The following is a 20,733-nucleotide window of genomic DNA, read 5'->3' on the forward strand; positions in this document are numbered from 1 at the left end:
AATGACTGACGTGTTTGATCCAAGTGCCTTTCTCTCGACGTGCAGCGGTCGGCCCGGCGTCTATCGCATGTTCGATGGCGAGGCGCGCCTGCTGTATGTGGGCAAAGCCAAAAACCTTAAAAAACGCTTGGCCAGCTACTTCCGCAAGACCGGGCTGGCGCCCAAGACTGCGGCGTTGGTGGGGCGTATTGCGCAGATCGAAACCACGATCACCGCCAACGAAACCGAAGCCTTGTTGCTTGAGCAGACCCTGATCAAGGAATGGCGGCCGCCGTACAACATTCTGCTGCGTGACGATAAGTCATACCCCTATGTGTTTCTGTCTGACGGCCAATACCCGCGTTTGAGTATTCACCGGGGCGCCAAAAAGCCTAAAGGCAAGTATTTTGGACCCTATCCAAGTGCGGGCGCGATTCGAGAAAGCTTGAGCCTGTTGCAAAAGACGTTTCTGGTGCGCCAGTGCGAAGACAGCTACTTCAAAAATCGGACCCGGCCTTGTTTGCAGTATCAGATCAAGCGCTGCAAAGGCCCCTGTGTGGGCTTGGTTGATCCACATGAGTACGCTCAAGACGTGCGTCACTCGGTAATGTTCCTTGAAGGTCGTAGCAGCGCGCTGACCGATGAACTGAACGCCGAGATGGAGCAGGCCGCCAGTACGCTGGATTTCGAGCGGGCTGCGCAAATACGCGATCAAATTTCCTTGTTGAGGCGCGTCCAGGATCAACAGAGCATGGAGGGCGGTAATGGCGATGTGGATGTCATCGCAGCCTTCGTTAACCCGGGTGGGGCTTGTGTGCATTTGATCAATGTGCGCGGTGGGCGGGTGCTCGGCAGCAAGAACTTCTTCCCGCAAGTGGGGATTGAAGAAGACGTCGCAGAGGTGATGGCGGCGTTTCTGGGGCAGTACTACATCAGTAGCCCGGAGCGTGATTTGCCGGGCGAATTGATCGTTAACGTCGAGCACGAAAGCTTTGCAGCCATCAGTGCTGCCATCGAAGAACTGCGAGGACGCGAAATCGCCATCAGTTATCGAGTGCGAGGCACGCGCGCACGCTGGCAGCAATTGGCTGTAACCAACGCCGAACAGGCCCTCAGTGCCCGTTTGGCGAATCGTCAACATGTAGCCGCCCGCTTTGAGGCGCTGGCCAAAGTTCTGAAGCTCGACGAGATCCCGCAACGGCTGGAGTGTTATGACATCAGCCACTCCAGTGGCGAAGCGACGGTTGCGTCCTGTGTTGTGTTTGGCCCGGAAGGCCCTATCAAGTCGGACTACAGGCGCTTCAACATTGAAGGCGTGACGGCGGGCGACGACTATGCCGCCATGCACCAGGCACTGATGCGGCGCTTCAGCCGACTCAAGGAAGGCGAGGGCAAGCTGCCGGACATCTTGCTGGTGGACGGGGGCAAGGGGCAAATGTCCATGGCCCGGGACGTGCTGAATGAGTTGGCGGTTCCGGACCTTATTTTGTTAGGTGTTGCCAAAGGCGCGACCCGCAAGGCAGGGTTTGAAACGCTGTACTTGAACGACGCCGCGCACGAATTTACGTTAAAAGGCGACTCGCCCGCACTGCATTTGATCCAGCAGATACGCGACGAGGCTCACCGTTTTGCTATCACCGGCCACCGGGCGCGGCGCGGTAAAACGCGCAGAACCTCGACGCTTGAAGGCATCGCGGGGGTGGGGCCGACACGCCGCCGAGATTTATTGAAACATTTTGGTGGATTACAGGAGCTGTCTCGTGCAAGCATCGAGGAGATCGCCAAAGCACCCGGGATCAGTAAAAAGCTCGCTGAGTTGATTTATGCAAACCTGCACAGCGAGTAGAATGCCACCTCACCTCGTAGCCAGTTGTGCCGATGAATATCCCTAATTTGATCACCGTTTTACGCGTTCTCCTGATTCCTATCTTCATCCTTTTGTTTTACCTCCCTTATAGCTGGAGCTATGTCGCCTCCAGCTCGGTCTTCGCCTTTGCGGCTGCAACAGACTGGCTGGACGGGTACTTGGCCAGGCGGCTGGAGCAAAGCACACCATTTGGTGCCTTTCTTGATCCCGTTGCCGACAAATTAATGGTTGCGGTGGCGCTGGTATTGCTGGTGCAAGAGCATCACAACGTCTGGTTAACGCTTCCTGCTGCAGTGATTATTGGTCGTGAAATTGTCATCTCGGCATTGCGCGAGTGGATGGCCGAGTTGGGCGCACGCGCTCAAGTGGCTGTCTCCAACATGGGCAAATGGAAAACAGCGGCGCAGATGTTGGCACTGGTAATTTTGTTGGCCAATCCTTCGGATTTCAGCTTCTGGGTCTTGGTGGGGTACGGCTTGCTGCTTGTGGCTGCGGGGTTGACCCTGTGGTCGATGCTCCAATATTTGCGGGCTGCCTGGCCGCATTTGAAGACCACTTCCGAAAAATAAAGAAAACTTTTCGAATCAAGGGGTTGACGCATTCTTTGAACACTATAGAATGCCCACCACCAAGACGCGGGAATAGCTCAGTTGGTAGAGCACGACCTTGCCAAGGTCGGGGTCGCGAGTTCGAGTCTCGTTTCCCGCTCCAAATTGTTGATCTACAGAGTTCCAAGGAAGTCTGTAAGTCATTGAAAATAGACGCTTAGGCGTCTTTTTTCGTTCCGCCAGCATCCATTAAAAAACCACGGGTAGCTCGACTGAGTCAGTCCATTTCAGGATGGTGTTGAGAGCGGTTTGTTGCGCGAGCCTGACCAGTCATTTGCTGAATATCTAGCCCTGAAATGAACCTTCAGAAGGCTAGCGCATGGCTCTTTCAAAGGCTCCTATCCGGCACGCTTAGCCCATCGGCAATGAGGACACCTCTCAGTTGCAGCGCCGACGCAACCGTTAAGCCGACCGGCTGGCGCAAGTAAATTCCTTCCTTGGCATGTTCGATCGCTGGATCGAACATCTCGCACTCTCGTTCTAAGAAAGGCACCCCAAGTAAGCTGTCTCACATACGCAGTTTCTTTGACAGCCCTGTATCACCGTCACTGGGATTGCGCTCTATCGGTCAGGGCAGCGGCCGTGGGGTCGCAGGTACTGGTGAGGAGTGAGCGGTGCGGCGCCTTCACCATGATCGAGAAATGTCGGACCGGGTTCAGACAGTTGTCTCATTTCTCCCTACCTCACATAACGCAGGGCTTATACAAGTCGATGGTTTGCTGCTGCAGGTTGCGTTGCAGATGATAATCCAGACGTTTCAACAGGATGGTCTCCAAGACTGTCATGGCGTAGGGGGATGCCGTGGCGCGTCCCGAACCACATTGAATAAGCAATGGGTGGTAGCCCGATAGTGCATGGGTGACGGTCGGCGGGAGGAAGATCATGCGCTGGACCATCCAATGCAGGAGAGCAGAAATGAATTGCAAAGAGCCGATCAAGCATGATTATGCACGCGGCATCGATGTGTCGCGCTGGCAGGGGGACATAGATTGGGCGAGGGTCGCGGCTGCCGGCATCACCCATGCGATAGCCAAGATGACCGAGGGCGGCACCTATACCGACCCCAAGTTTGTCGACAACTTTCAAGGTATGCGCGCCGCTGGCCTGAAGGGCGGGGTCTATCACTATTTCCGTGCGCTGAGCAGCACGCCTGGCCAACAGCTGGCCAATATCCAGGCGCGGTTGGCCGAGGTGGGGTTCAGGGTCGGTGAAGACATCCTGGCCATCGATGTCGAGACCCAGGGCAACGAAGGCGCCAGTGCGGACCAGATGGCCGACGCTCTGTTTGAGCTGGTGACGCTGATCCGGGAGTCGTTGCTGGACGGGGCTTATCCTTACCTCTACACCTCGCCAAGCATCTGGAGCAACAGCGTTGCGTGGCGCAAGTACGATTTTAGCGAGTGCCCGCTGTGGATTGCGCATTGGGGTGCCGCCCAGCCCAGAGTGCCGGAAACCTGGAGTAATCATGGCAAGCGCTGGCAGTGGTGGCAACACAGCAGCAAGGGGCAGGTCGATGGCATCCAGGGAGCAGTAGATCTGGATTGGGTCAGGCGTTGAGCGCAGACGTCACAGCGGCTTCGATAGAGGCCGTTGTTTTTTTCAGGGTCAATACGCGTCGGGTTACAACAGGGTAGTGACCGTGCGATCCCCTTCGGTGATGCTCCATAGCATCACTTCATCGGTGAGGCGATAGACCGAGAGCATACGGTTTCCATGATGGAATCCCCCGGCACGGCAATGAATACCTGCTCGCCGTGACTCACGACGCTGAGGGTGGAATAGACCAGCGGGACATTGGGGAGCAGTTGACTACAACTGGCCCGATGGCCTATCTCCCACTCTGCTAGAGGCCATCGCTAAACGTCGCCACTTAACACGCTTTAAACTAATCTATTATCAGTGTTTGTTTCCTGATATTACAAAGCAGGATTGGAATAATTTAGTTCGGCTGGTCTTGTTTTTAGCGTATACGTCAGGATGTGCAGTGTGATTTTCCAAGCAACTAACCCTCGATTCACCCTCGTTATTATTATTTTTTATTCACTTTCAATCATTCTTGCGGCCAAAATCACTTACCTGATGATTTTTTCTCATGACTTCTTGAGTAATGAGGGGCGTAAACGTTCAACGCGGCTGATTGAAACAGCCCCTGTTCGGGGTACTATTTTTGATAGGTTCAATCAGCTCCTGGCTGTTTCAACGCCTGTGAGCACGTTGTGGGTAAATCCTAAACAGTTCGCCCCGACGCATCAGCACGTTGCGCTGTTGAATAAGTATCTTGCTGTGGATGAGGTGAGGATCAGAGCATTAGCATCCAACCCTGGAGACAAGTCGTTTGCCTATTTGGCCAGAAGGATTAGTCCTGAGGTAGCCAGCAGAATTATACAGTTGTCTATTCCAGGTGTTTATGAGCGCCAGGAGCACAAACGATTTTACCCTCAATCTTCGATGCTTGCTCAGACGTTAGGCTTTACGAACATTGACCAGAAAGGAATCGAAGGTATTGAATTACTGTACAATCACCAACGTTCGGGCATGCTTGGCCTAGAGAAGCGTACATTTAACTTGCACAAGCGCGTCACCCGTGAAAACCGTGTATACAAACCCGTTACGCCCGGACGTGATGTCTATTTAACCATTGACTCTACCCTACAAGATTTCGTTGAAAAAGCACTCATTAAAGGGCTTGAGGAATATGCAGAAAAGTCGGTCAGCGCTATTCTTGTGCACGCCAAAACAGGAGAGATTCTGGCATTGTCTACAGTGCCTTAATTCAATCCAAATGCACGTAGAAGCTGTGATGCGAAGTTTATTCGAAATCGCGTGTTTGCTGATATTTATGCCAGGCTCGGTCATAAAACCCTTCAGCATGGCAGCTGTTCTGACCGCCAATGTAATTGATAAGAACGCCATTATAAAATAGCGCCAGGTTTCGTAAAAATTAATGGATATACTATTCGGGATGTCGGCAGAGACAGTCAGTTAGATTTGGCAGGTATTATTCGCCGCTCTTCTGATGTTGGCATGAGCAAGGTCGCTATTCAAACCGGTGGAGCAGTCATTTCGCGACTACTGACTGATCTTGGATTCGGAAATAATACCGCGGTTTATTTTCCTGGGGAAAGTAGCGGCACGGTTCCAGTCAAGAGAGCATGGTCAGATATTGCTACAGCGAGCCTCTCCTACGGATATAGCGTGTCGGTTAACTTGGCTCAACTGGCTCAGGCCTATACCGTTTTTGCCAATGAGGGGGATCTCATACCGCTGTCGCTCATAAAAGGTGAGGCGAAGCTGCCACGTAATGTCATAAGCCCCGAGGTCGCTAACAGCGTTCTGGACATGATGGTAAATGCAGTGGAGGGACCTGGGGCAGGTGGGAAGCGGGTAGGAATCGAAGGTTATTCCATTGCAGGCAAAAGTGGGACTTCACGTAAGGCATCCAGTGGCGGTTATAAACATAATAAATACAGGGCCATGTTCGTAGGTATTGCTCCCGCCAACGAGCCAGAATTTATCATTGCCGTACTTGTGGATGAGCCTACTGCGAATGGCTATTTCGGCGGCGCCGTGGCAGCCCCGATTTTTAAGGAGGTGCTTGAAAATGTTCTTCGAATCAGGAATATACCGAGTGATGAAAGTGAAATGTTTCCTGCAGTTAAAAAATCACTAAGTGCAGAACCTTCTGGTTCGGTATAGGCTGTGTGTCATAGGTTAATAATGGTACTTATGGGCGACGGCTGGAAACGTGAGAAATGAAGTGTGTCCACTGTGGCGTGTGCACGCTGGTAAAGCTTGAAACGGCCAATTTGGTGCATGGAGGCTTTGAATCTAGTGCACTAAGCACCCGCCGAGCACTTGAACATTAAGGGTATTTCGTGAGGAAGCTATTAAATTTAGACAGGCCATGTGTTAGTTGTGCGTTGATCTCATGGGTTAGTAGTATGATAAAATTGTCTCAGTTCAAGATCATGCTATTATAGGAGGGTATTATCGAGAAGCAAGGCGTATTCAAATTAATTGCAGTGAGCGCTTTTTATGAGAATGGAAGATCTGCGGTATTATACGATAGTGACACTGCTGGTTTTAGGGTCGGCTGGTTTAAATACGATGATCGTAGTTTGGGTTGTCGAGATGTTTTTTACATTGTCTGATAGTGCTCTCTATGTCACAGTTGTCGTGACTTATATTGTCATATGTCTGGTCGGGATGATTCACGCTATTCCGCGATTAAGAGGTTTTTTCTGACTTGTATAAATTTACTGCTCGCCATCAGTGGTTTTGGAGGGGTGTTCTTTTTTTAATTCATATATTGATTTTATGGAGATTCCATCAACTAAGGCTTCTAAGGCTAAGGAGATTCTCCCCGTTTGCTTGTAAGCCCTCTCATAATCTTCAGGCATACTTCTAAATAGCTTAAATGTATCGGTCTTTTGGGTTTTTCTACCAAGCCCTACTCCCGCTAGCACTAAGTCAAAAGAATAATAAGTTATATCGCCATAATGCTCACTTCTAAGTATTTCTCGGTAGACTTTTTTCATGGGCCCTACAGTGCTGTTGGTGTCATTGTAAATATTCATTCCTCCTTCATATATGTTGTTAATTCCGTGGGCAATCATTGGGCCGCTATACGGGAGGCTAAGCCCTCTTGTTGTAATAGCGGATTCAATGCCTGTTTTAAGTTGCATGAATCCACCGGCAATCCCAGCATCATTTTTAGCGTAAAACCACGCTTTATTGGCTAGCTCGTCATACTCAGTTATAAGTTCCTGCATCCCGTCCCAGGCACTAATAACACCGTCGTTAACGTCGCGAATGACCTCGTTTACATAGTTTGCAATAATCGAGCTAAACTTCAGCTGCATGATGCTATCAAGGTACGTGGCGCTCGTGGTGCAGCCAAAAGACATCAGGTCTGAGGCTGCTTTCGTGACGTCATGGATGTCACACTGTTGGTCACTCATACGCCATTGTTCCATGTGCTATGCGCGCTGGTGCCAGCCCCAACGTGTATCCATGTAATATCCCGATAGCGAATCGCGACGACTTCTTGCGGCTGACCGCCTGACATATTGATCGCATGCGGTACTTGAACATTTATATACGCAATTCGTGCGCCCTCTAAACAAACAGTATAATATTTTTCCTGACTGCCCGTCGGCGATGTGCGGTAAAAGTCAATGACGCATTTAATTTCCTCACCATCTTGCAGAGCATTGGAAATCAATGGAGAGGATTTATCAATGTTTTTAGTAATAACAACAGGTCTGTGTTGCCCACGACCGCCTGTTACTGTTCCATCACTTCCTGCAATCATGCCATGCGAATAAGCCAACACCATGATTTCATCAAAGTGGCCGATCTGACATTTATTGCCGATAGAAACTTGACTAGAACAGCCTGAAGAAATTAGGCCTTGTTTTTTCCCTGTAATAGACATGTATCCGTGATTAGCCATTTCATATTCCTTAAATTTACCAACCATCCTAATGCAGTAATAACGAACTTATTGTAGGAAGATTCCTAAATATTCTGATCAGTCCCCTTAAAAAATCATGTAATTCCCTATACCCCCCGCCGAGCCGGAATTACCGCCCAGGTTGTTTGCATCCAGATCGACTGTGGTACAAATCCGATTTTTCTTAAGAACCTACGGGCGGTGCAATTGCTACTCGGCCATATGAAGCTGGAGAGCACCGTTGGGTATCTGGGGGTTGCGGTTGATGACGTGCTGGAGATGGCTGATCCTACCCAAAGGTTGGACCATCAAGAACCGCATCGCCAAAGCCGCTATGGAAGAAAATATGGCGGACGCCTACCAGGCGCGTTCGGTACACCTGATGCGTCTGTATCAGGCTTGGGCCGACGGCAGTGCTGGGTTGATCATAACGGGCAACATGATGGTCGATGGCCTTGCCATGACCAGACGCCTGCGGCGTGGTGTTGAAAAAGATCTGTAACGGGACAAATTCAAGCGCGGGGAGGGAATTGGCCAGTCCGGCAATGCTCAGTTCTGGCTGCAGATCAATCACCCCGGCCGTTAGATGCAGGCCAACCTGGGGCAAATAGCGTGGGCGCCGTCGGCGGTATCGATGGGTCTGGGCAACATGCCTAAGCATTTCGCTACGCCTCACGCGATGATTCAACCGATATCACCCTTACGTGCGATGGTTTTGCAGCAGATCGGCAGGGCGTTTCGCACGCGTCAGTATCGCCGCAGGGTAGAGAAGTACACGCGTTGAAATTCGCCATGGGCAACTTCAGGTCCACCCTCTACGGCTGATTGAGTACCCGGTTTTGGGCGACAGTAGCAGTCCGTCTGCGCCTTTGCTCTGGGAGACGCAGGTAGCGATTGTTCGCTCAAATCCGAATGTCAGCGTGTGCCGGTCTTCGCGGTGCGCGCAACCCAAAAAGCGCCTGAACAGGGGCTTTGGCAGGAAGAATCGTCTGATGCGCTGGAGCATGACGGACTTGTTTTACGTTGAGACCCAGCAACGTGTTGGGCCATGGGCGCGTCATCACGTGTCGGCCAAGTCAGCGCCACTGACTATCCGAAAGACGCTATTTTCAATTGGCCGTCAGGTCGCTGGCCACTTCCTTGGCCAGTGCCATAAACGCCCGTGCCGCCGAGGATTGATAGCCATTCTTGCGCTGCATTAATACTGCCGTGCGTTCCAACCGGTGCGGTCCCAGCTCAACAGCGACTAACGCGGGGTGCGCCCGTGCGATGGCGGCGGGCAGTAAGGTCGACAGCGGGGTTCTGCGCACCACCTCAATCAATGCACCAATCGCATTGGCCTCCATGACCACGCGCGGGCGGATGCCGTGTTGGGTGCAATAGCGGTCGATCTGCTCGCGGGTGGCGAACGCTTTGCTGAGCAGAATCAGAGATTGCGCATTCAGCGTCTCCAGCCCGATGGTTCGTTCGCCGGCCAGCGGGTGTTGGCTGCCCACGACCAAGGCAAGCGTTTCAACCAGCAGTGCAAAGGCCTCGATGTCTGGTGCATGCACTTCATCAAACCCAATGCCCACATCCAGTTCGTCCGCCAGCAGTTGGTGCTCCATGTGCTCTTGGGCGAGTTCATGCACGTTCAGCACAATGTTCGGGTAGCGGCAGTGAAAGGCTTCCACCAGTGGCCCGACCAGGTAAGTGGTGAAGGTCGGCGTCACTGCGATGCGCAGCGTTCCTCGACTGAGATCGCCCACGTCATGGATCGCCCGTTGGCCTTCGCGCAGTTCCTGGGCCGCGCGCAGGGCATAGCGCAAGTAAACCTCTCCGGCGTCGGTCAGGCGCGTCTTGCGACCTGTACGGTCAAACAACTGCGCGCCGAGGCTTTCTTCCAGTTGGCGCACTTGCTGTGACAGTGCGGGCTGCGAGACATGCAGTGCTGCCGCCGCACGGGTGAAGCCTTGGTGGTGCGCGACCGCAAGGAAATATTGGATATGACGCGCGAGCATGCTCGTACCTATAAGATTATCTAATGCTTGTGATCATATATCAGACTTTTACCTTATTTCACGTTCTCCGTAACCTTTGCTTCATCGCATCGCGAACCAACGGAGTCACCCATGCAAGACATCATCGACGGTTTCCTTAAATTTCAGCGCAATGCCTTCCCGGAACGTGCCGGCCTGTTCAAAGGTCTGGCCAACCAACAGAGCCCACGGGCGTTGTTCATCTCTTGCTCAGACAGTCGGCTGGTGCCGGAGCTGGTCACACAGCGCGAACCGGGCGACCTGTTTGTCATCCGCAACGCTGGCAACATCGTCCCGTCCTACGGCCCTGAGCCGGGCGGCGTGTCGGCCTCGGTGGAATACGCCGTCGCCGCCCTGAAAGTCAGCGACATCGTGATCTGCGGGCATTCCGACTGCGGCGCCATGACCGCTATCGCCACCTGCAAGTGCCTGGATCACATGCCCGCCGTGGCCGGCTGGTTGCGCTACGCCGATTCCGGTCGGGTGGTCAATGAGGCCCGTCAGCATGTCGACCAGCACGCCAAAGTCGCCTCGATGGTGCGCGAAAACGTCATCGCCCAGTTAGCCAATATCCAGACACATCCTTCAGTACGCCTCGCACTCGAAGAACAGCGCGTGACGTTGCATGGCTGGGTCTACGACATCGAAAGCGGCTGCATCCAGGCCTTCGATCGTCGCACCGGCACGTTTGTGCCACTGGCCGAAAACCCGACAGTTCGCGCTGTTTCGCACTAACCCTGATTTTTACCCACGGAGAACCCACCATGATCCAGTCCCACATCAACCAAAACGCTCGCCATGCCCTGACCGACGTCATCTTGTTGGCCAAGGCCCGCAAAGACTTGTCGTTTGCACAAATCGCCGAAGGCACCGGCCTGCATGAAGCCTTCGTCACCGCTGCGCTGCTCGGTCAACACCCGCTGCCAGCCGACGCCGCCCACGTGGTGGCCGACACCCTGGGCCTCGACGCAGACGCGGTCCTTGTGCTGCAAAGCATCCCGCTGCGCGGCAGTATCGGTAACGGCATTCCCACCGACCCGACCATCTACCGTTTCTACGAAATGATTCAGGTCTACGGCACCACGCTCAAGGCGCTGGTTCACGAAAAATTTGGCGACGGCATCATCAGCGCCATCAACTTCAAACTGGACGTCAAGAAGGTCGATGACCCGGACGGCGGCTCGCGTGCGGTCATTACCCTGGATGGCAAGTACCTGCCGACCAAACCGTTCTGATCAATGCCCCATGGACCCGGCGCTACAAGGCTGCCGGGTTCCCTTTTTCCGACAATCTGGAAGAGAGTTTTTGAGCATGAAAGCGTTACTTCTATTAATAGCCAGCGTGTTTAGCGCTGCGGCCATGGCCGACGAGCCGCTAGCGGTTGAGCACTACAGCTATAGCCAGCACCTGGACATCGCCCACGTCATTTCCACCACTGAAATCGCCAATGTCTGTGCCGTCGTGCCTGTGCGTATGACCTATGAAGACACCAATGGCCAGAAACACATACTGGAATACCGTGTGATGGGTAACGGCTGTTCCAACGGTTGAACACCCGGTTATTTGTATGTCTACCGTTGCCCCGACGTGTCTGCGGGCAGCAACACAGAGGGCCTACGTCATGGATTTAATCTTTCGCAATGTACGCATCGATGATGCCAAACCGCTGATGGACGTAGCGGTGAACGACGGCAAGATTATCGAGATTGCGCCGACCCTTTCAGTGCGCGCCACGCAGGAAATCGAGGGCCACGGCAACGTGTTGATCCCGGGGTTTGTCGAAGGGCACCTGCACCTGGAAAAAGCCAATATCATGCACCGCAAGGCCAATCGCTCCGGCACATTGAAAGAGGCGATAGCGGTTACCGCCGAACTCAAACCGACGTTGACGCGCGGCGACATCCTTGAGCGTTCGACTCAGGCACTGCGGGCCTTGGTGCAGGCCGGCACCACCCACGTCCGCGCCCACGCTGAATTTGACCCGGTGCAAGGCTTCACCGGCTTTGATGTGGTGCTGGAACTGCGTGACACGCTGCGAGACGTCATCGACATCCAGGTGGTGGCTTTCCCACAGGAAGGCATCCTGAAACTGCCGGGCATGCAGGCCATGATGGTTGAGGCCATGGAAAAAGGCGCCGATGTCGTGGGCGGTATTCCCTACAACGATAACTCGGCGCATGAACACATCGACTACGTGTTCAACCTGGCCCGGGAGTACGACAAGGACATCGACTTCCATCAGGACTTTGCCGACAACGCCGAGCACATGACCATTGAATACCTGGCCCGCAAGACCCTCGAAGCAGGCTATCAAGGGCGCGTGTGCGTCGGTCACCTGACCAGCCTGGGCGCCGTGCCGCCGCACAGACAGCAGGCAATCATTGGCTTGATGCGTGAGGCGGGCATCAGCGTCATGTGCCTGCCCGCCACCGACTTGCACCTCGGCGCGCGCGGCGACGGCCATAACGTACGCCGCACACTGACGCCGGTGCGGGCACTGCGTGACGGCGGGGTGAATGTCTGCCTTGCCACCAACAATATTCGCAACGCGTTCACCCCGTTTGGCACCGGTGATTTGCTCAACATTGCGCAGCTGGCGATTCCGGCCTGCCACCTGGGCGGGGCGGATGACCAGGCCACGGTCCTGTCGATGCTCACGACCCATCCGGCGAAAGCGCTGGGGCTCAAGGATTATGGCTTGGCGCCGGGTAAGGCTGCCGATGTGGTGTTGCTGGATACACGGTCGGTGAGCGATGTGATTCTCGACCTGCCCGCGCGGTTGATGGTGCTTAAACGCGGGAAAATCGTAGCCACCTCGGTCTGTCAGCGTTCGGTGGTGTTCTGATCCGGCGCGGTGCGTTGACGAGAACCCCATGAGGGGGCTTTCTCACGATCCGCGCTGTCACTACACAGGCGGGTTGCCCTGTTTGATGTGTGGGCTGGCATATTGCGGCTTCAGCCCGCCCTGGCTGTCGAGCAGCCAGGCATCCATCACCTTGCGCACCACCGGCCCGGCAACGCGTCCACCCGCTTCGCCGTTTTCGATCATCACCGAGATCACGATCTGCGGGGCTTCAGCCGGGGCAAACCCCACAAACAAGGCGTTGTCGCGATTGCGTTCAGCGGTTTTCAGGCGGTTGTAGCGCTCACCTTGCTTAATCGCCACCACTTGCGCCGTACCACTCTTGCCGGCAATCCGGTATTGCGCGCCGGTTGCCGATGCCCGGGCGATCCCCCGGGCATCGTGCATCACCAGTTGCATGGCATGGTTGACCTGTTCCCACTCTTTGGGGTCATGCAGCACGATGTTGGGCATCGGGTGTTCATCCACCGGCGGGGCACCGTCGATGGTGCGGGCCAAGTGCGGGCGGTTCCACACCCCTTTATTGGCGATCAGCGCAGTGGCCTGTGCCAGTTGCAAAGGCGTGACCTGCATGTAGCCCTGACCAATCCCTAAAATCACCGTTTCGCCGGGGTACCAAGCCTGACGCCGGGTGCTGCGCTTCCATTCGCGTGAAGGCATCAAACCGGATGATTCTTCGAACATGTCCAGCGACACTTTCTGGCCCACACCAAACATCGACAGGTAGTCGTGCAGGCGGTCAATGCCCAGCTTTGACGCCAGATCATAGAAGTACGTGTCGTTTGACCGCATGATCGCGGCGTTCAGGTCTACCCAGCCATCGCCGCTGTGGTTCCAGTTACGGTATTTATGGTCGACGTTCGGCAGTTGGAAGTAGCCGGGGTCGAAGACCCGCGTCGAGGCAGAAATCACGCCGCTGTCGAGTCCGGCGATGGCGACTTCAGGCTTGATGGTCGAGCCGGGCGCATACAGGCCGCGCAGTGCCCGGTTGAACAACGGTTTGTCGATGGAATCGCGCAGACCGGAATAATCCCTGGAACTGATGCCGGTCACGAACAGGTTGGGGTCGAAGCTCGGTTTGCTGACCATCGCCAGCACTTCACCGGTTTTCGGGTCGATGGCAATGATCGAGCCGCGGCGGTCGCCGAGGGCCTCTTCGGCCGCTGCCTGCAACTTGATGTCGAGGCTGAGCACGATGTTCTTGCCCGGTACTGCATCGGTGTGGCGCAACACCCGCATGACCCGGCCCTGAGCATTGGTTTCGACCTCTTCAAAGCCGACCTTGCCGTGCAGTTCGGGTTCGTAAAAACGTTCGATACCGGTCTTGCCGATGGACTGCGTGCCCCGGTATTGCGTGGGGTCCAGCTGCTTGGTTTCTTTCTCATTGATACGCCCGACATACCCCACCGAATGCGCAAAATGATTGCCCTGCGGGTAGTGGCGGACAAACTGTGCTTCCACGTCGATACCCGGCAAACGGTACTGATTGACGGCCAGCAGCGCGATCTGTTCTTCGGTCAAGTCGTAGAGCAGGGTGGACGGCTCGAAAGGGTGGCGCGCCTGTTTCATCGCTTTGGCAAATACGGCGCGTTCCTCGGCGGGCAAATGCAGGATGCTGATCACCGAGTCCAGCACGTTGGCGGCATCGCCCGCGCGTTCGCGGGTCAGGGTCATGTTGAAGCTGGGCTGGTTATCGGCGAGCAACACGCCATTGCGGTCATAAATAAAGCCGCGTTCGGGCGGGATCGGCAACACATGCACGCGGTTGTTTTCGGAGACGGTGGAGTTGTAGTCGAACTCGGTGACTTGCAGGAAATACAGTCTGCCCACCAGCGTGCAACTGATCGCCAGTACCAGTGCAGCGCAGGCGATAAGTCGTTTATTGACCAGCCGTTTCTCGGTGTCGTGATCTTTGAGCGGGATCGGCTTGGGCATGGTGGGGGTGCCTCACATCAAAAAACGGAAATGCAGCCGTCTGCGCAAGGGGCGGCAGGCGGCGAAAAGTCGGCGCACACCTTACCAGCACGTGGGGTATTAATCCGTTTTGCAACATGAAACTTGACAGGCTGCGCGCACGGGCGCGTTGCGCGGCCAGCCTACAGCCGCGTTGGGCCAAGGAAGGCCCGTCACGGCGTACCCACGGAGCGGGAACGGAGCGAAACCCATCGTTCAGTCAGACGCTGATGCCGGATAGGTACGCCCTGTTCCTGTTGAAGCAACGGTGTACTTATCCATTTGATGTGTGAGGGCCTTTTACGGGGTCCGCCCTTACGGCGGCTCACTTTTGGCAAACAGCCCCAAAAGTAAGCAAAAGGTCCTTGCCCTGCCATACGGCCGCCTCGCTCTGGCTCGACGGTGCCTTCACTCCGGCACTGTTGCAGGGGCACGCCGTGACGGGCCTTCCATGGCCCAGCACGGCTGGCTCGGCTCCTGCCGACCCACCCCAGCAACAGCACCTGCGTTCAGCCTGCTGTGAGGGGCTTTTGTGTCGTTTGCACCGTTTGGGTGGCAGCAGTGAGATCGCTTTAAGCAACAGCAATAGCGTCAAATCAATGCACGATTTGCGCAAGGAACGCCTTGGCTCGCGGGCTTTTGGGTGCGTTGAAGAAGTCGCTGGGCGGCGAGTCTTCGATGATCATGCCGCCATCGAGGAACAACACGCGTTCGGCCACTTGCCGCGCAAAGCCCATTTCGTGGGTCACGCAGAGCATGGTCATGCCGCTGCCCGCCAGGTTGACCATGACGTCGAGCACTTCGCTGACCATTTCCGGGTCCAGCGCAGACGTCGGTTCGTCAAACAGCATGATTTTGGGTTCCATGCACAGGGCGCGGGCAATGGCGACGCGTTGCTGCTGTCCGCCTGACAGTTGGCTGGGGTATTTGTCGGCCTGGCTGGCAATGCCGACTTTATTGAGGAAGTGCTGCGCCAGTTCAACCGCTTTCTTACGCGACAGGCCGCGTACCGACATGGGCGCCAAGATGCAGTTGTCGAGGACGCTCATGTGCGGGAACAGGTTGAAATGCTGGAACACCATGCCAATTTCACTGCGGACCCTGGCGGCTTCGCGGGTGGCTTGGGACAGGTCGGTGTTGTTGATCAGGATGCTGCCTTTTTCGGCGATTTCCAGGCGGTTGATGCAGCGGATCAAGGTGGATTTGCCTGAGCCGGACGGACCGCACAGGACGATGCGTTCGCCTTCGCGCACGGTCAGGTCGATGCCTTTGAGGACATGAAACGCGCTGTAGTACTTGTTCAGGCCAGCGATGTCCACGACCACCTTTCTGGTGTCCGACGATGGAGACACGGGCGTGTGAACGTAAGCAGGTTGTGCATGCATTGTGTGTCTCCAGTAATCAGTAAAAGCGCTCGGCGCTGTAGGGTGTCGGGTCGGTGAAGGGGTATTCACCGGTCATCATTTCGGCCAGCAAGCGTCCGCTCACCGGGCCCAGGGTCAAGCCGTGGTGAGCATGACCGAAGTTGAACCACAGGCCTTTATGCCGGCTGGCCGGGCCGATTACCGGGCACATGTCCGGCAGGCAGGGGCGTCGGCCCAGCCACGGTTCGGGGTCCAGCCGCTCGCCCAGCGGGTACAGGTGGCGGGCGCGCGCTTCGCAACGGCGCAGTTGGATCTCGTTGATCGGGTCTTCGCTGTCGGCAAATTCGATCCCGGTGGTCAGGCGTATTCCGCCCACCATCGGCGCCAGCACATAGCCGCCCACCGAATCCAGAATCGGGTGGTGCATGGTGTGGCCGTCTTTCGCGGCGTAGTGCATGTGATAGCCGCGCTTGATGGCCAGCGGAATGCGGTAGCCCAGCGGTTCGAAGATGTCCCGCGCTTGTGGTCCCAGGGCGATCACGGCTTCGTTGGCCACGATCAGCCCCTTCTGGCTGTCTGCCTGCCACTGGCCCGCCGTCGGGCGCAGGCTGATGGCGTCACCGATGACGAAGGTGCCGCCGCGCTTGATGAACAGTTCGGCGTAGCCACGGGTCAGTCCGCCCGGATCGCTGACGGTTTTGGGGTCGAGCCAGTGAATGCCGCCGATCACATCAGCGTGCAGGCCGGGTTCCAGTGCGTGCACCTGGGCCTGCCCGAGTACGCGGTAGTTGAGTGTGTACGCTTGTAAGGCGGCGGCATCGCGCTGCGCTTTGTCGAAGTCCTCGCGGGTGCGGTACACCTCCACCCAGCCGCTGTCGCTGATCAGGCCGCTCATGCCTGCCGGCCCCGCCAGCGCGTCATGTTCGGTGACGCAGCGTTCAATCAACGGCAACATGGCGCGGGTGGCCTTGGCCAGGCCTTTGGCCCCGGATTGGCGCCAATACTGCATCAGCCACGGACCCGCTTTGGGCAGGTGCTTGAGGCTGTAGCGCACGTCGGATTGCTGATTCAGGCCATAGCGCAGCAAACGTGAGATTTCGCGCGGGAACGAGTAGGGGATCACGCTGGCACGCTCGATCAGCCCGGCATTGCCGTGGCTGGTTCCGCTGCCGGGTTGGGCCCGGTCCAGCAACACCACGTTGCGCCCTCGGGCCTGGAGTTGCAGCGCGGTACTGACGCCGACGATGCCGGCTCCCAGAACAATGGTGTCGCAATGCATAAACAAATCCTTGAAACGGGGGCCGTGTTCGCAGCCCGGACAATGGGCTTACTGCAAATGACGGCCGAGTCGGCCTTCAATCAGTTTCAGGCTGCGGCGCACCACCTCCACGATCACCAGGTACAGCACGGCGGCCCACAGGTAGACCTGGAAGTCGAAGCTGCGCGAGAACACCATTTTGGTCACGCCCATCAGGTCATAGATGGTGACGAGCGAGGCAATGGCGCTGGCCTTGATCATCAGGATCAGTTCGTTGCCCAGCGGGCCGATGGCCACCAACAGCGATTGTGGCAATACGATTTTGCGAAAAGTGGTCCAGCGCGACAGGTTCAAGGCCTTGCAGGCTTCACGCTGGCCCTGGGCCACGGACAAAATGGCGCCGCGCAAAATTTCGGCCTGGTACGCCGCGGTATTGAGGGTGAACGCCAACAGGGTGCACAGCCAGGCGTCACGGAAGAACCACCAGAGGCCGACGTCTTGCCACAGGCTTTTGAACGAGCCAAGGCCGTAGTACAGCAAAAACAGCTGCGCCAGGAGCGGTGAACCCCTGAAGAAATACACATAGGCGCCGGTAAAGCTGCGCAAAAAGCGGCTGCTCGACAGGCGCCCCAGGGCGATCAGCAAGCCGAGCAGGGCGCCGAGGGTGAAGGAGATGCCCACCAGTTTGCAGGTCACCCACAGGCCGTCAATGAAGCGCGGGCCGTAGCGCTCCAACAAGTCGGGGCTGAGCAACAGGTTTTGCAGGTCCGTCAGGCTCATGGCTGCACGCTCCGCTGATGACGATTGAAATGGCGCTCCAGGTAGGCAAACAGGCGGCCGGAAATCGCTGAGAAGAACAGGTAGATGAAACACGCCACGCTGTAAAACAGCATCGGTTCTTTGGTCACGCTCACCGCCAGGTTGGTCTGACGCATCAAGTCGACCAGGGCGATGGTCGACACCAGCGAGGTGTCTTTGAGCAGCGACAGCCAGTTATTGGAGAGGCCGGGCAGGGCAATGCGCGCCAGTTGCGGCAGCACCACTTTGCGAAACGTGGTGAACGGCGAAAGGCCCAGCGCCGAGGCGGCTTCGAACTGACCTTTGGGAATGGTTTTAAACGCACCCAGCCAGATTTCGCTGGAGAACGCGGCAAACACCAGGCTGAAGGCAATCATTGCCGCCACGAAGGTGTTGATCGTGAAGGGTGTGTCGTAGCCCATCAGGCCCAGGATTTTTTGCGCCGCGATCTGGCAGCCGTAATAAATAATCAGCAGCGTGAGCAGTTCTGGCAGGCCGCGAAACACCGTGGAAAACGTCGTCGCCCAAGCACGCATCCAGCGATTTTTGGAACGTGCGGCCACCGCCACGAGCAGCCCCAATGGCAAACCGATGGGCAGGCAGCTCAAGGCCAGGGCGATGGTGACCAGCGACCCGGCAAGCAGCGCCGAGCCCCAGCCGCCACTGGCGAAGGAAAGCAATGAAAGTTGATCGAGCATGCTCGAATCCCCGGACAAAATCGGGCCGATATTCAGCCGCTGCGCACACCGGGTGCGCAGGGCAAGGCGTCAGGCAGGCTGCCCTCAACCGAGGGCGGGCAGGTTAATAAATGTCGAAGTCGAAGTACTTGCTGGAGATCTTTTTGTAGGTGCCGTCAGCCACGATCTCGTCCAGAGCCTTGTTGAAGCGCTCACGCAAGTCGTTGTCTTCTTGACGCACCGCGATTGCGGCGTCGGCCAGCGTACCGTTCACATCACCAATGATCTTGCAGCAGTCCTTGCCGGTTTTATTGACCCATTCGAGTAGCGGGAATTTGTCGGCAATCACCACATCGACCCGCTCATTGGCCAGTTCACTGTTGGCTTCGTCGAGGGTTGGGTACAGCTTCAGGTCAGCCTTTTTGTAGTGCTCTTCGGCATAGATGCTTTGGGTGGCAGCGCTTTGCGCGCCGACAGTTTTGCCGCTGAAGTCACTTTGCGCATCGGTGATGTCCGAGTCTTTGGGCACGGCAATCGACAGCGGGGTGCGGTAGTAATGATTGGTGAACGCGATTTTCTGCTTGCGCTCATCGTTGACGATCATCGAGGCCACAATAGCGTCGTATTTTTTGGCCATCAGGCCGGCGATAATGCCGTCCCAATCCTGCGCCACCAGGGTGCAGTCGGCTTTCATGCGTTCGCACACGGCCATCGTGATGTCGACGTCAAAGCCATGCAGCTTGTTGTCCGAGTCCACGTAGTTAAACGGAGGGTAGGCGCCTTCCGTGGCGATTGTCAGTTTGTCGGCCTGAGCGTTGGACGCTACGGCTACAACCATTGCACATGCACTTGCAAAGCGAATGACGTTTTTCATCTAGCACCTCGTTTTATTGTTTTGTGCCGGGTGAGGAGGTGTAGCCCACGAACTCGTTGTGCAAGGCCGCGGTTGCCTCAAGACGTTTTTCGACGTCCGGTCCCAGTTGTTTGCAGACTTCATTGACCAACAGGTGCACCAGCGACAGCATGGCTGCCGTGGATTCCCAGAACAGATTGAATTCGGTCGGTACGCGAAACACTTCATCGGCGTACTGGTCGGCCCAGTCGCAGAAGGTGTCTGTGACCAGCGTTACCGGGATACCGGCTTCGCGGGCCTTGCGGCACAGGTGCTGGGCGTGGCGCGAATAACGCCGCGCTTCGAACACCACCAATGCGCAGTCATGGTCGGGGCATAACAGGACATCGGCGTAATGCCCGGCCGCACCGTCCACCAGGTGCACGCCGTCGCGGATGTATTGCAGCAAATGCACCATCGAGGCCGCGATGCCGCGCTCGGTCTGAAAACCGGCGACAAAGACTTTGCGGCGTGTGGCCAGGCGCTGGCTGACGATCTGCCACTCAGGGGTCAGGCTGTACTCGTAGACCTTGACCAGTGCCCCGACTTCCAGCTCAAAACTGCGCGGCAGCGCCTGAGGGCTTTGGCTCGATTGTTGGCGGAATTCTTGCAGGCGATCACCGACCAGCCAGGGGCCATCACCCAGGTCGTCTTTCAGGTCGTTTTTCAGTTCTTTGAAATGGCTGTAACCCAGCGCCCGGCAAAAACGCCCGACACTTGACTCGCTGACGCCCAGCTTGCTGGCAATGTCGGCGGCCGTTTGAAAAGGCAGCTCGTAGAGGTTGGCCAGCATGTAACTGGCAATCGCCCGACCCGACGGGGCGGCGGTTGACAGGCTGCTTTCCAGGCGTTGTTTGATCGACTGACTCACGGCTGTTGTTCCTGTTTTTATTTCAGCGCGTTGCAGAAAGTGAATGTTTTCTGTCATTAAGTCAACAATTGACAGATATCTGTCATCGCCGGATAGTTGCCCACAACAATAACAACTCGATTGGAGCGCA

General features: G+C 56.1%; 20 protein-coding genes, 1 tRNA gene and 1 pseudogene. 11 read left to right on the forward strand and 11 right to left on the reverse strand.

From position 1 onward, the window contains the following. Position 1: 1 nt before the first annotated feature. The 3 genes from uvrC (at position 2) to V6F78_RS02830 (ending at position 2,557) form a co-directional block, all read left to right on the forward strand. Complete coding sequence (gene uvrC / locus V6F78_RS02820; protein ID WP_047294710.1) at positions 2-1,825, forward strand: excinuclease ABC subunit UvrC; 1,824 nt, start codon at positions 2-4, stop codon at positions 1,823-1,825. A 32-nt stretch (positions 1,826-1,857) separates the two neighbouring features. Next, positions 1,858-2,415, forward strand: a complete 558-nt coding sequence (pgsA, locus tag V6F78_RS02825) for a CDP-diacylglycerol--glycerol-3-phosphate 3-phosphatidyltransferase (protein WP_047275824.1) — start codon at positions 1,858-1,860, stop codon at positions 2,413-2,415. A 66-nt stretch (positions 2,416-2,481) separates the two neighbouring features. Further along, positions 2,482-2,557 (forward strand) — tRNA-Gly (locus V6F78_RS02830). 580 nt (positions 2,558-3,137) lie between these two features. Here the strand turns inward: V6F78_RS02830 and V6F78_RS02835 are convergent. Continuing rightward, positions 3,138-3,338, reverse strand: a complete 201-nt coding sequence (locus tag V6F78_RS02835) for a hypothetical protein (protein ID WP_139048387.1) — start codon at positions 3,336-3,338, stop codon at positions 3,138-3,140. Between the two features lie 31 nt (positions 3,339-3,369). Between V6F78_RS02835 and V6F78_RS02840 the strand changes: the two genes are divergently transcribed. The 3 genes from V6F78_RS02840 to V6F78_RS02850 all read left to right on the forward strand — a co-directional run bounded on the left by V6F78_RS02840 (position 3,370) and on the right by V6F78_RS02850 (position 6,150). Next, positions 3,370-4,011, forward strand: coding sequence for a glycoside hydrolase family 25 protein (locus tag V6F78_RS02840; protein ID WP_047293120.1), 642 nt, complete (start codon positions 3,370-3,372; stop codon positions 4,009-4,011). A gap of 429 nt (positions 4,012-4,440) precedes the next feature. Beyond that, on the forward strand, positions 4,441-5,226 hold the full coding sequence (locus tag V6F78_RS02845) for a hypothetical protein (protein ID WP_254658306.1): 786 nt from the start codon (positions 4,441-4,443) through the stop codon (positions 5,224-5,226). A 147-nt stretch (positions 5,227-5,373) separates the two neighbouring features. Further along, entirely contained in the window at positions 5,374-6,150 is a 777-nt protein-coding gene (locus V6F78_RS02850) for a penicillin-binding transpeptidase domain-containing protein (RefSeq protein WP_332726843.1), read from the forward strand. Positions 6,151-6,710: 560 nt separating this feature from the next. Here the strand turns inward: V6F78_RS02850 and V6F78_RS02855 are convergent. Then, on the reverse strand, positions 6,711-7,415 hold the full coding sequence (locus V6F78_RS02855) for a DUF4225 domain-containing protein (RefSeq protein ID WP_047293119.1): 705 nt from the start codon (positions 7,413-7,415) through the stop codon (positions 6,711-6,713). Further along, entirely contained in the window at positions 7,412-7,909 is a 498-nt protein-coding gene (locus V6F78_RS02860; protein WP_080963776.1) for an Hcp family type VI secretion system effector, read from the reverse strand. The genes V6F78_RS02855 and V6F78_RS02860 overlap by 4 nt, the downstream gene beginning before the upstream one ends. 265 nt (positions 7,910-8,174) lie before the next feature. Between V6F78_RS02860 and V6F78_RS02870 the strand changes: the two are divergent. Then, positions 8,175-8,591, forward strand: a pseudogene (locus V6F78_RS02870) (2,4-dienoyl-CoA reductase); the annotation flags it as partial. A 427-nt stretch (positions 8,592-9,018) separates the two neighbouring features. Here the strand turns inward: V6F78_RS02870 and cynR are convergent. Beyond that, entirely contained in the window at positions 9,019-9,909 is an 891-nt protein-coding gene (gene cynR / locus V6F78_RS02875; protein ID WP_047293117.1) for a transcriptional regulator CynR, read from the reverse strand. Positions 9,910-10,020: 111 nt separating this feature from the next. Between cynR and V6F78_RS02880 the strand changes: the two genes are divergently transcribed. From V6F78_RS02880 to V6F78_RS02895, 4 genes are all read left to right on the forward strand, one after another. Next, positions 10,021-10,662 carry a carbonic anhydrase gene (locus tag V6F78_RS02880; protein WP_047273616.1) on the forward strand — a complete coding sequence of 214 codons (642 nt, stop codon included), beginning with the start codon at positions 10,021-10,023 and terminating at the stop codon, positions 10,660-10,662. Positions 10,663-10,691: 29 nt separating this feature from the next. Then, on the forward strand, positions 10,692-11,162 hold the full coding sequence (cynS, locus tag V6F78_RS02885; protein ID WP_047293114.1) for a cyanase: 471 nt from the start codon (positions 10,692-10,694) through the stop codon (positions 11,160-11,162). Between the two features lie 76 nt (positions 11,163-11,238). Further along, positions 11,239-11,478: a DUF2790 domain-containing protein gene (locus V6F78_RS02890; RefSeq protein ID WP_047293113.1), complete on the forward strand. Its 240-nt coding sequence runs from the start codon at positions 11,239-11,241 to the stop codon at positions 11,476-11,478. A gap of 70 nt (positions 11,479-11,548) precedes the next feature. Continuing rightward, positions 11,549-12,772, forward strand: coding sequence for an amidohydrolase family protein (locus tag V6F78_RS02895; RefSeq protein WP_332726583.1), 1,224 nt, complete (start codon positions 11,549-11,551; stop codon positions 12,770-12,772). Between the two features lie 60 nt (positions 12,773-12,832). Here V6F78_RS02895 and mrdA read toward each other — a convergent pair whose 3' ends face one another. From mrdA to V6F78_RS02930, 7 genes are all read right to left on the reverse strand, one after another. Beyond that, a complete protein-coding gene (gene mrdA, locus V6F78_RS02900) occupies positions 12,833-14,725 on the reverse strand; it encodes a penicillin-binding protein 2 (RefSeq protein ID WP_048377161.1) in 1,893 nt (630 codons plus the stop codon). A 614-nt stretch (positions 14,726-15,339) separates the two neighbouring features. Continuing rightward, positions 15,340-16,128 carry an amino acid ABC transporter ATP-binding protein gene (locus V6F78_RS02905; RefSeq protein WP_332726584.1) on the reverse strand — a complete coding sequence of 263 codons (789 nt, stop codon included), beginning with the start codon at positions 16,126-16,128 and terminating at the stop codon, positions 15,340-15,342. 16 nt (positions 16,129-16,144) lie between these two features. Then, the gene (locus tag V6F78_RS02910; protein WP_095008766.1) at positions 16,145-17,386 is read right to left on the reverse strand and encodes an NAD(P)/FAD-dependent oxidoreductase; all 1,242 of its coding nucleotides are present in this window, start codon (positions 17,384-17,386) and stop codon (positions 16,145-16,147) included. Between the two features lie 48 nt (positions 17,387-17,434). Further along, complete coding sequence (locus V6F78_RS02915) at positions 17,435-18,145, reverse strand: ABC transporter permease (RefSeq protein WP_047294099.1); 711 nt, start codon at positions 18,143-18,145, stop codon at positions 17,435-17,437. Then, positions 18,142-18,861, reverse strand: coding sequence for an ABC transporter permease (locus tag V6F78_RS02920; protein ID WP_047275843.1), 720 nt, complete (start codon positions 18,859-18,861; stop codon positions 18,142-18,144). Before V6F78_RS02920 ends, V6F78_RS02915 begins: the two co-directional genes overlap by 4 nt. Positions 18,862-18,964: 103 nt before the next feature. Further along, on the reverse strand, positions 18,965-19,714 hold the full coding sequence (locus V6F78_RS02925) for a transporter substrate-binding domain-containing protein (RefSeq protein WP_047273633.1): 750 nt from the start codon (positions 19,712-19,714) through the stop codon (positions 18,965-18,967). 13 nt (positions 19,715-19,727) lie between these two features. Then, positions 19,728-20,603, reverse strand: a complete 876-nt coding sequence (locus V6F78_RS02930) for a MurR/RpiR family transcriptional regulator (RefSeq protein WP_047273635.1) — start codon at positions 20,601-20,603, stop codon at positions 19,728-19,730. Between the last annotated feature and the right edge of the window lie 130 nt (positions 20,604-20,733).

This window comes from Pseudomonas sp. ESBL9 (assembly GCF_036668715.1).
In the GTDB taxonomy this organism is placed as follows: domain Bacteria; phylum Pseudomonadota; class Gammaproteobacteria; order Pseudomonadales; family Pseudomonadaceae; genus Aquipseudomonas; species Aquipseudomonas lundensis.

What these genes read in the sequence shown, in the direction of transcription:
- V6F78_RS02915 (WP_047294099.1), bottom strand. Translation starts at nt 18,145, where the DNA reads ATGAGCCTGACGGACCTGCAAAACCTGTTGCTCAGCCCCGACTTGTTG.
- uvrC (WP_047294710.1), top strand. Translation starts at nt 2, where the DNA reads ATGACTGACGTGTTTGATCCAAGTGCCTTTCTCTCGACGTGCAGCGGT.
- V6F78_RS02925 (WP_047273633.1), bottom strand. Translation starts at nt 19,714, where the DNA reads ATGAAAAACGTCATTCGCTTTGCAAGTGCATGTGCAATGGTTGTAGCC.
- V6F78_RS02860 (WP_080963776.1), bottom strand. Translation starts at nt 7,909, where the DNA reads ATGGCTAATCACGGATACATGTCTATTACAGGGAAAAAACAAGGCCTA.
- V6F78_RS02920 (WP_047275843.1), bottom strand. Translation starts at nt 18,861, where the DNA reads ATGCTCGATCAACTTTCATTGCTTTCCTTCGCCAGTGGCGGCTGGGGC.
- V6F78_RS02895 (WP_332726583.1), top strand. Translation starts at nt 11,549, where the DNA reads ATGGATTTAATCTTTCGCAATGTACGCATCGATGATGCCAAACCGCTG.
- pgsA (WP_047275824.1), top strand. Translation starts at nt 1,858, where the DNA reads ATGAATATCCCTAATTTGATCACCGTTTTACGCGTTCTCCTGATTCCT.
- V6F78_RS02910 (WP_095008766.1), bottom strand. Translation starts at nt 17,386, where the DNA reads ATGCATTGCGACACCATTGTTCTGGGAGCCGGCATCGTCGGCGTCAGT.
- V6F78_RS02880 (WP_047273616.1), top strand. Translation starts at nt 10,021, where the DNA reads ATGCAAGACATCATCGACGGTTTCCTTAAATTTCAGCGCAATGCCTTC.
- V6F78_RS02855 (WP_047293119.1), bottom strand. Translation starts at nt 7,415, where the DNA reads ATGAGTGACCAACAGTGTGACATCCATGACGTCACGAAAGCAGCCTCA.
- V6F78_RS02890 (WP_047293113.1), top strand. Translation starts at nt 11,239, where the DNA reads ATGAAAGCGTTACTTCTATTAATAGCCAGCGTGTTTAGCGCTGCGGCC.
- cynR (WP_047293117.1), bottom strand. Translation starts at nt 9,909, where the DNA reads ATGCTCGCGCGTCATATCCAATATTTCCTTGCGGTCGCGCACCACCAA.
- mrdA (WP_048377161.1), bottom strand. Translation starts at nt 14,725, where the DNA reads ATGCCCAAGCCGATCCCGCTCAAAGATCACGACACCGAGAAACGGCTG.
- V6F78_RS02840 (WP_047293120.1), top strand. Translation starts at nt 3,370, where the DNA reads ATGAATTGCAAAGAGCCGATCAAGCATGATTATGCACGCGGCATCGAT.
- cynS (WP_047293114.1), top strand. Translation starts at nt 10,692, where the DNA reads ATGATCCAGTCCCACATCAACCAAAACGCTCGCCATGCCCTGACCGAC.
- V6F78_RS02905 (WP_332726584.1), bottom strand. Translation starts at nt 16,128, where the DNA reads ATGCATGCACAACCTGCTTACGTTCACACGCCCGTGTCTCCATCGTCG.
- V6F78_RS02835 (WP_139048387.1), bottom strand. Translation starts at nt 3,338, where the DNA reads ATGATCTTCCTCCCGCCGACCGTCACCCATGCACTATCGGGCTACCAC.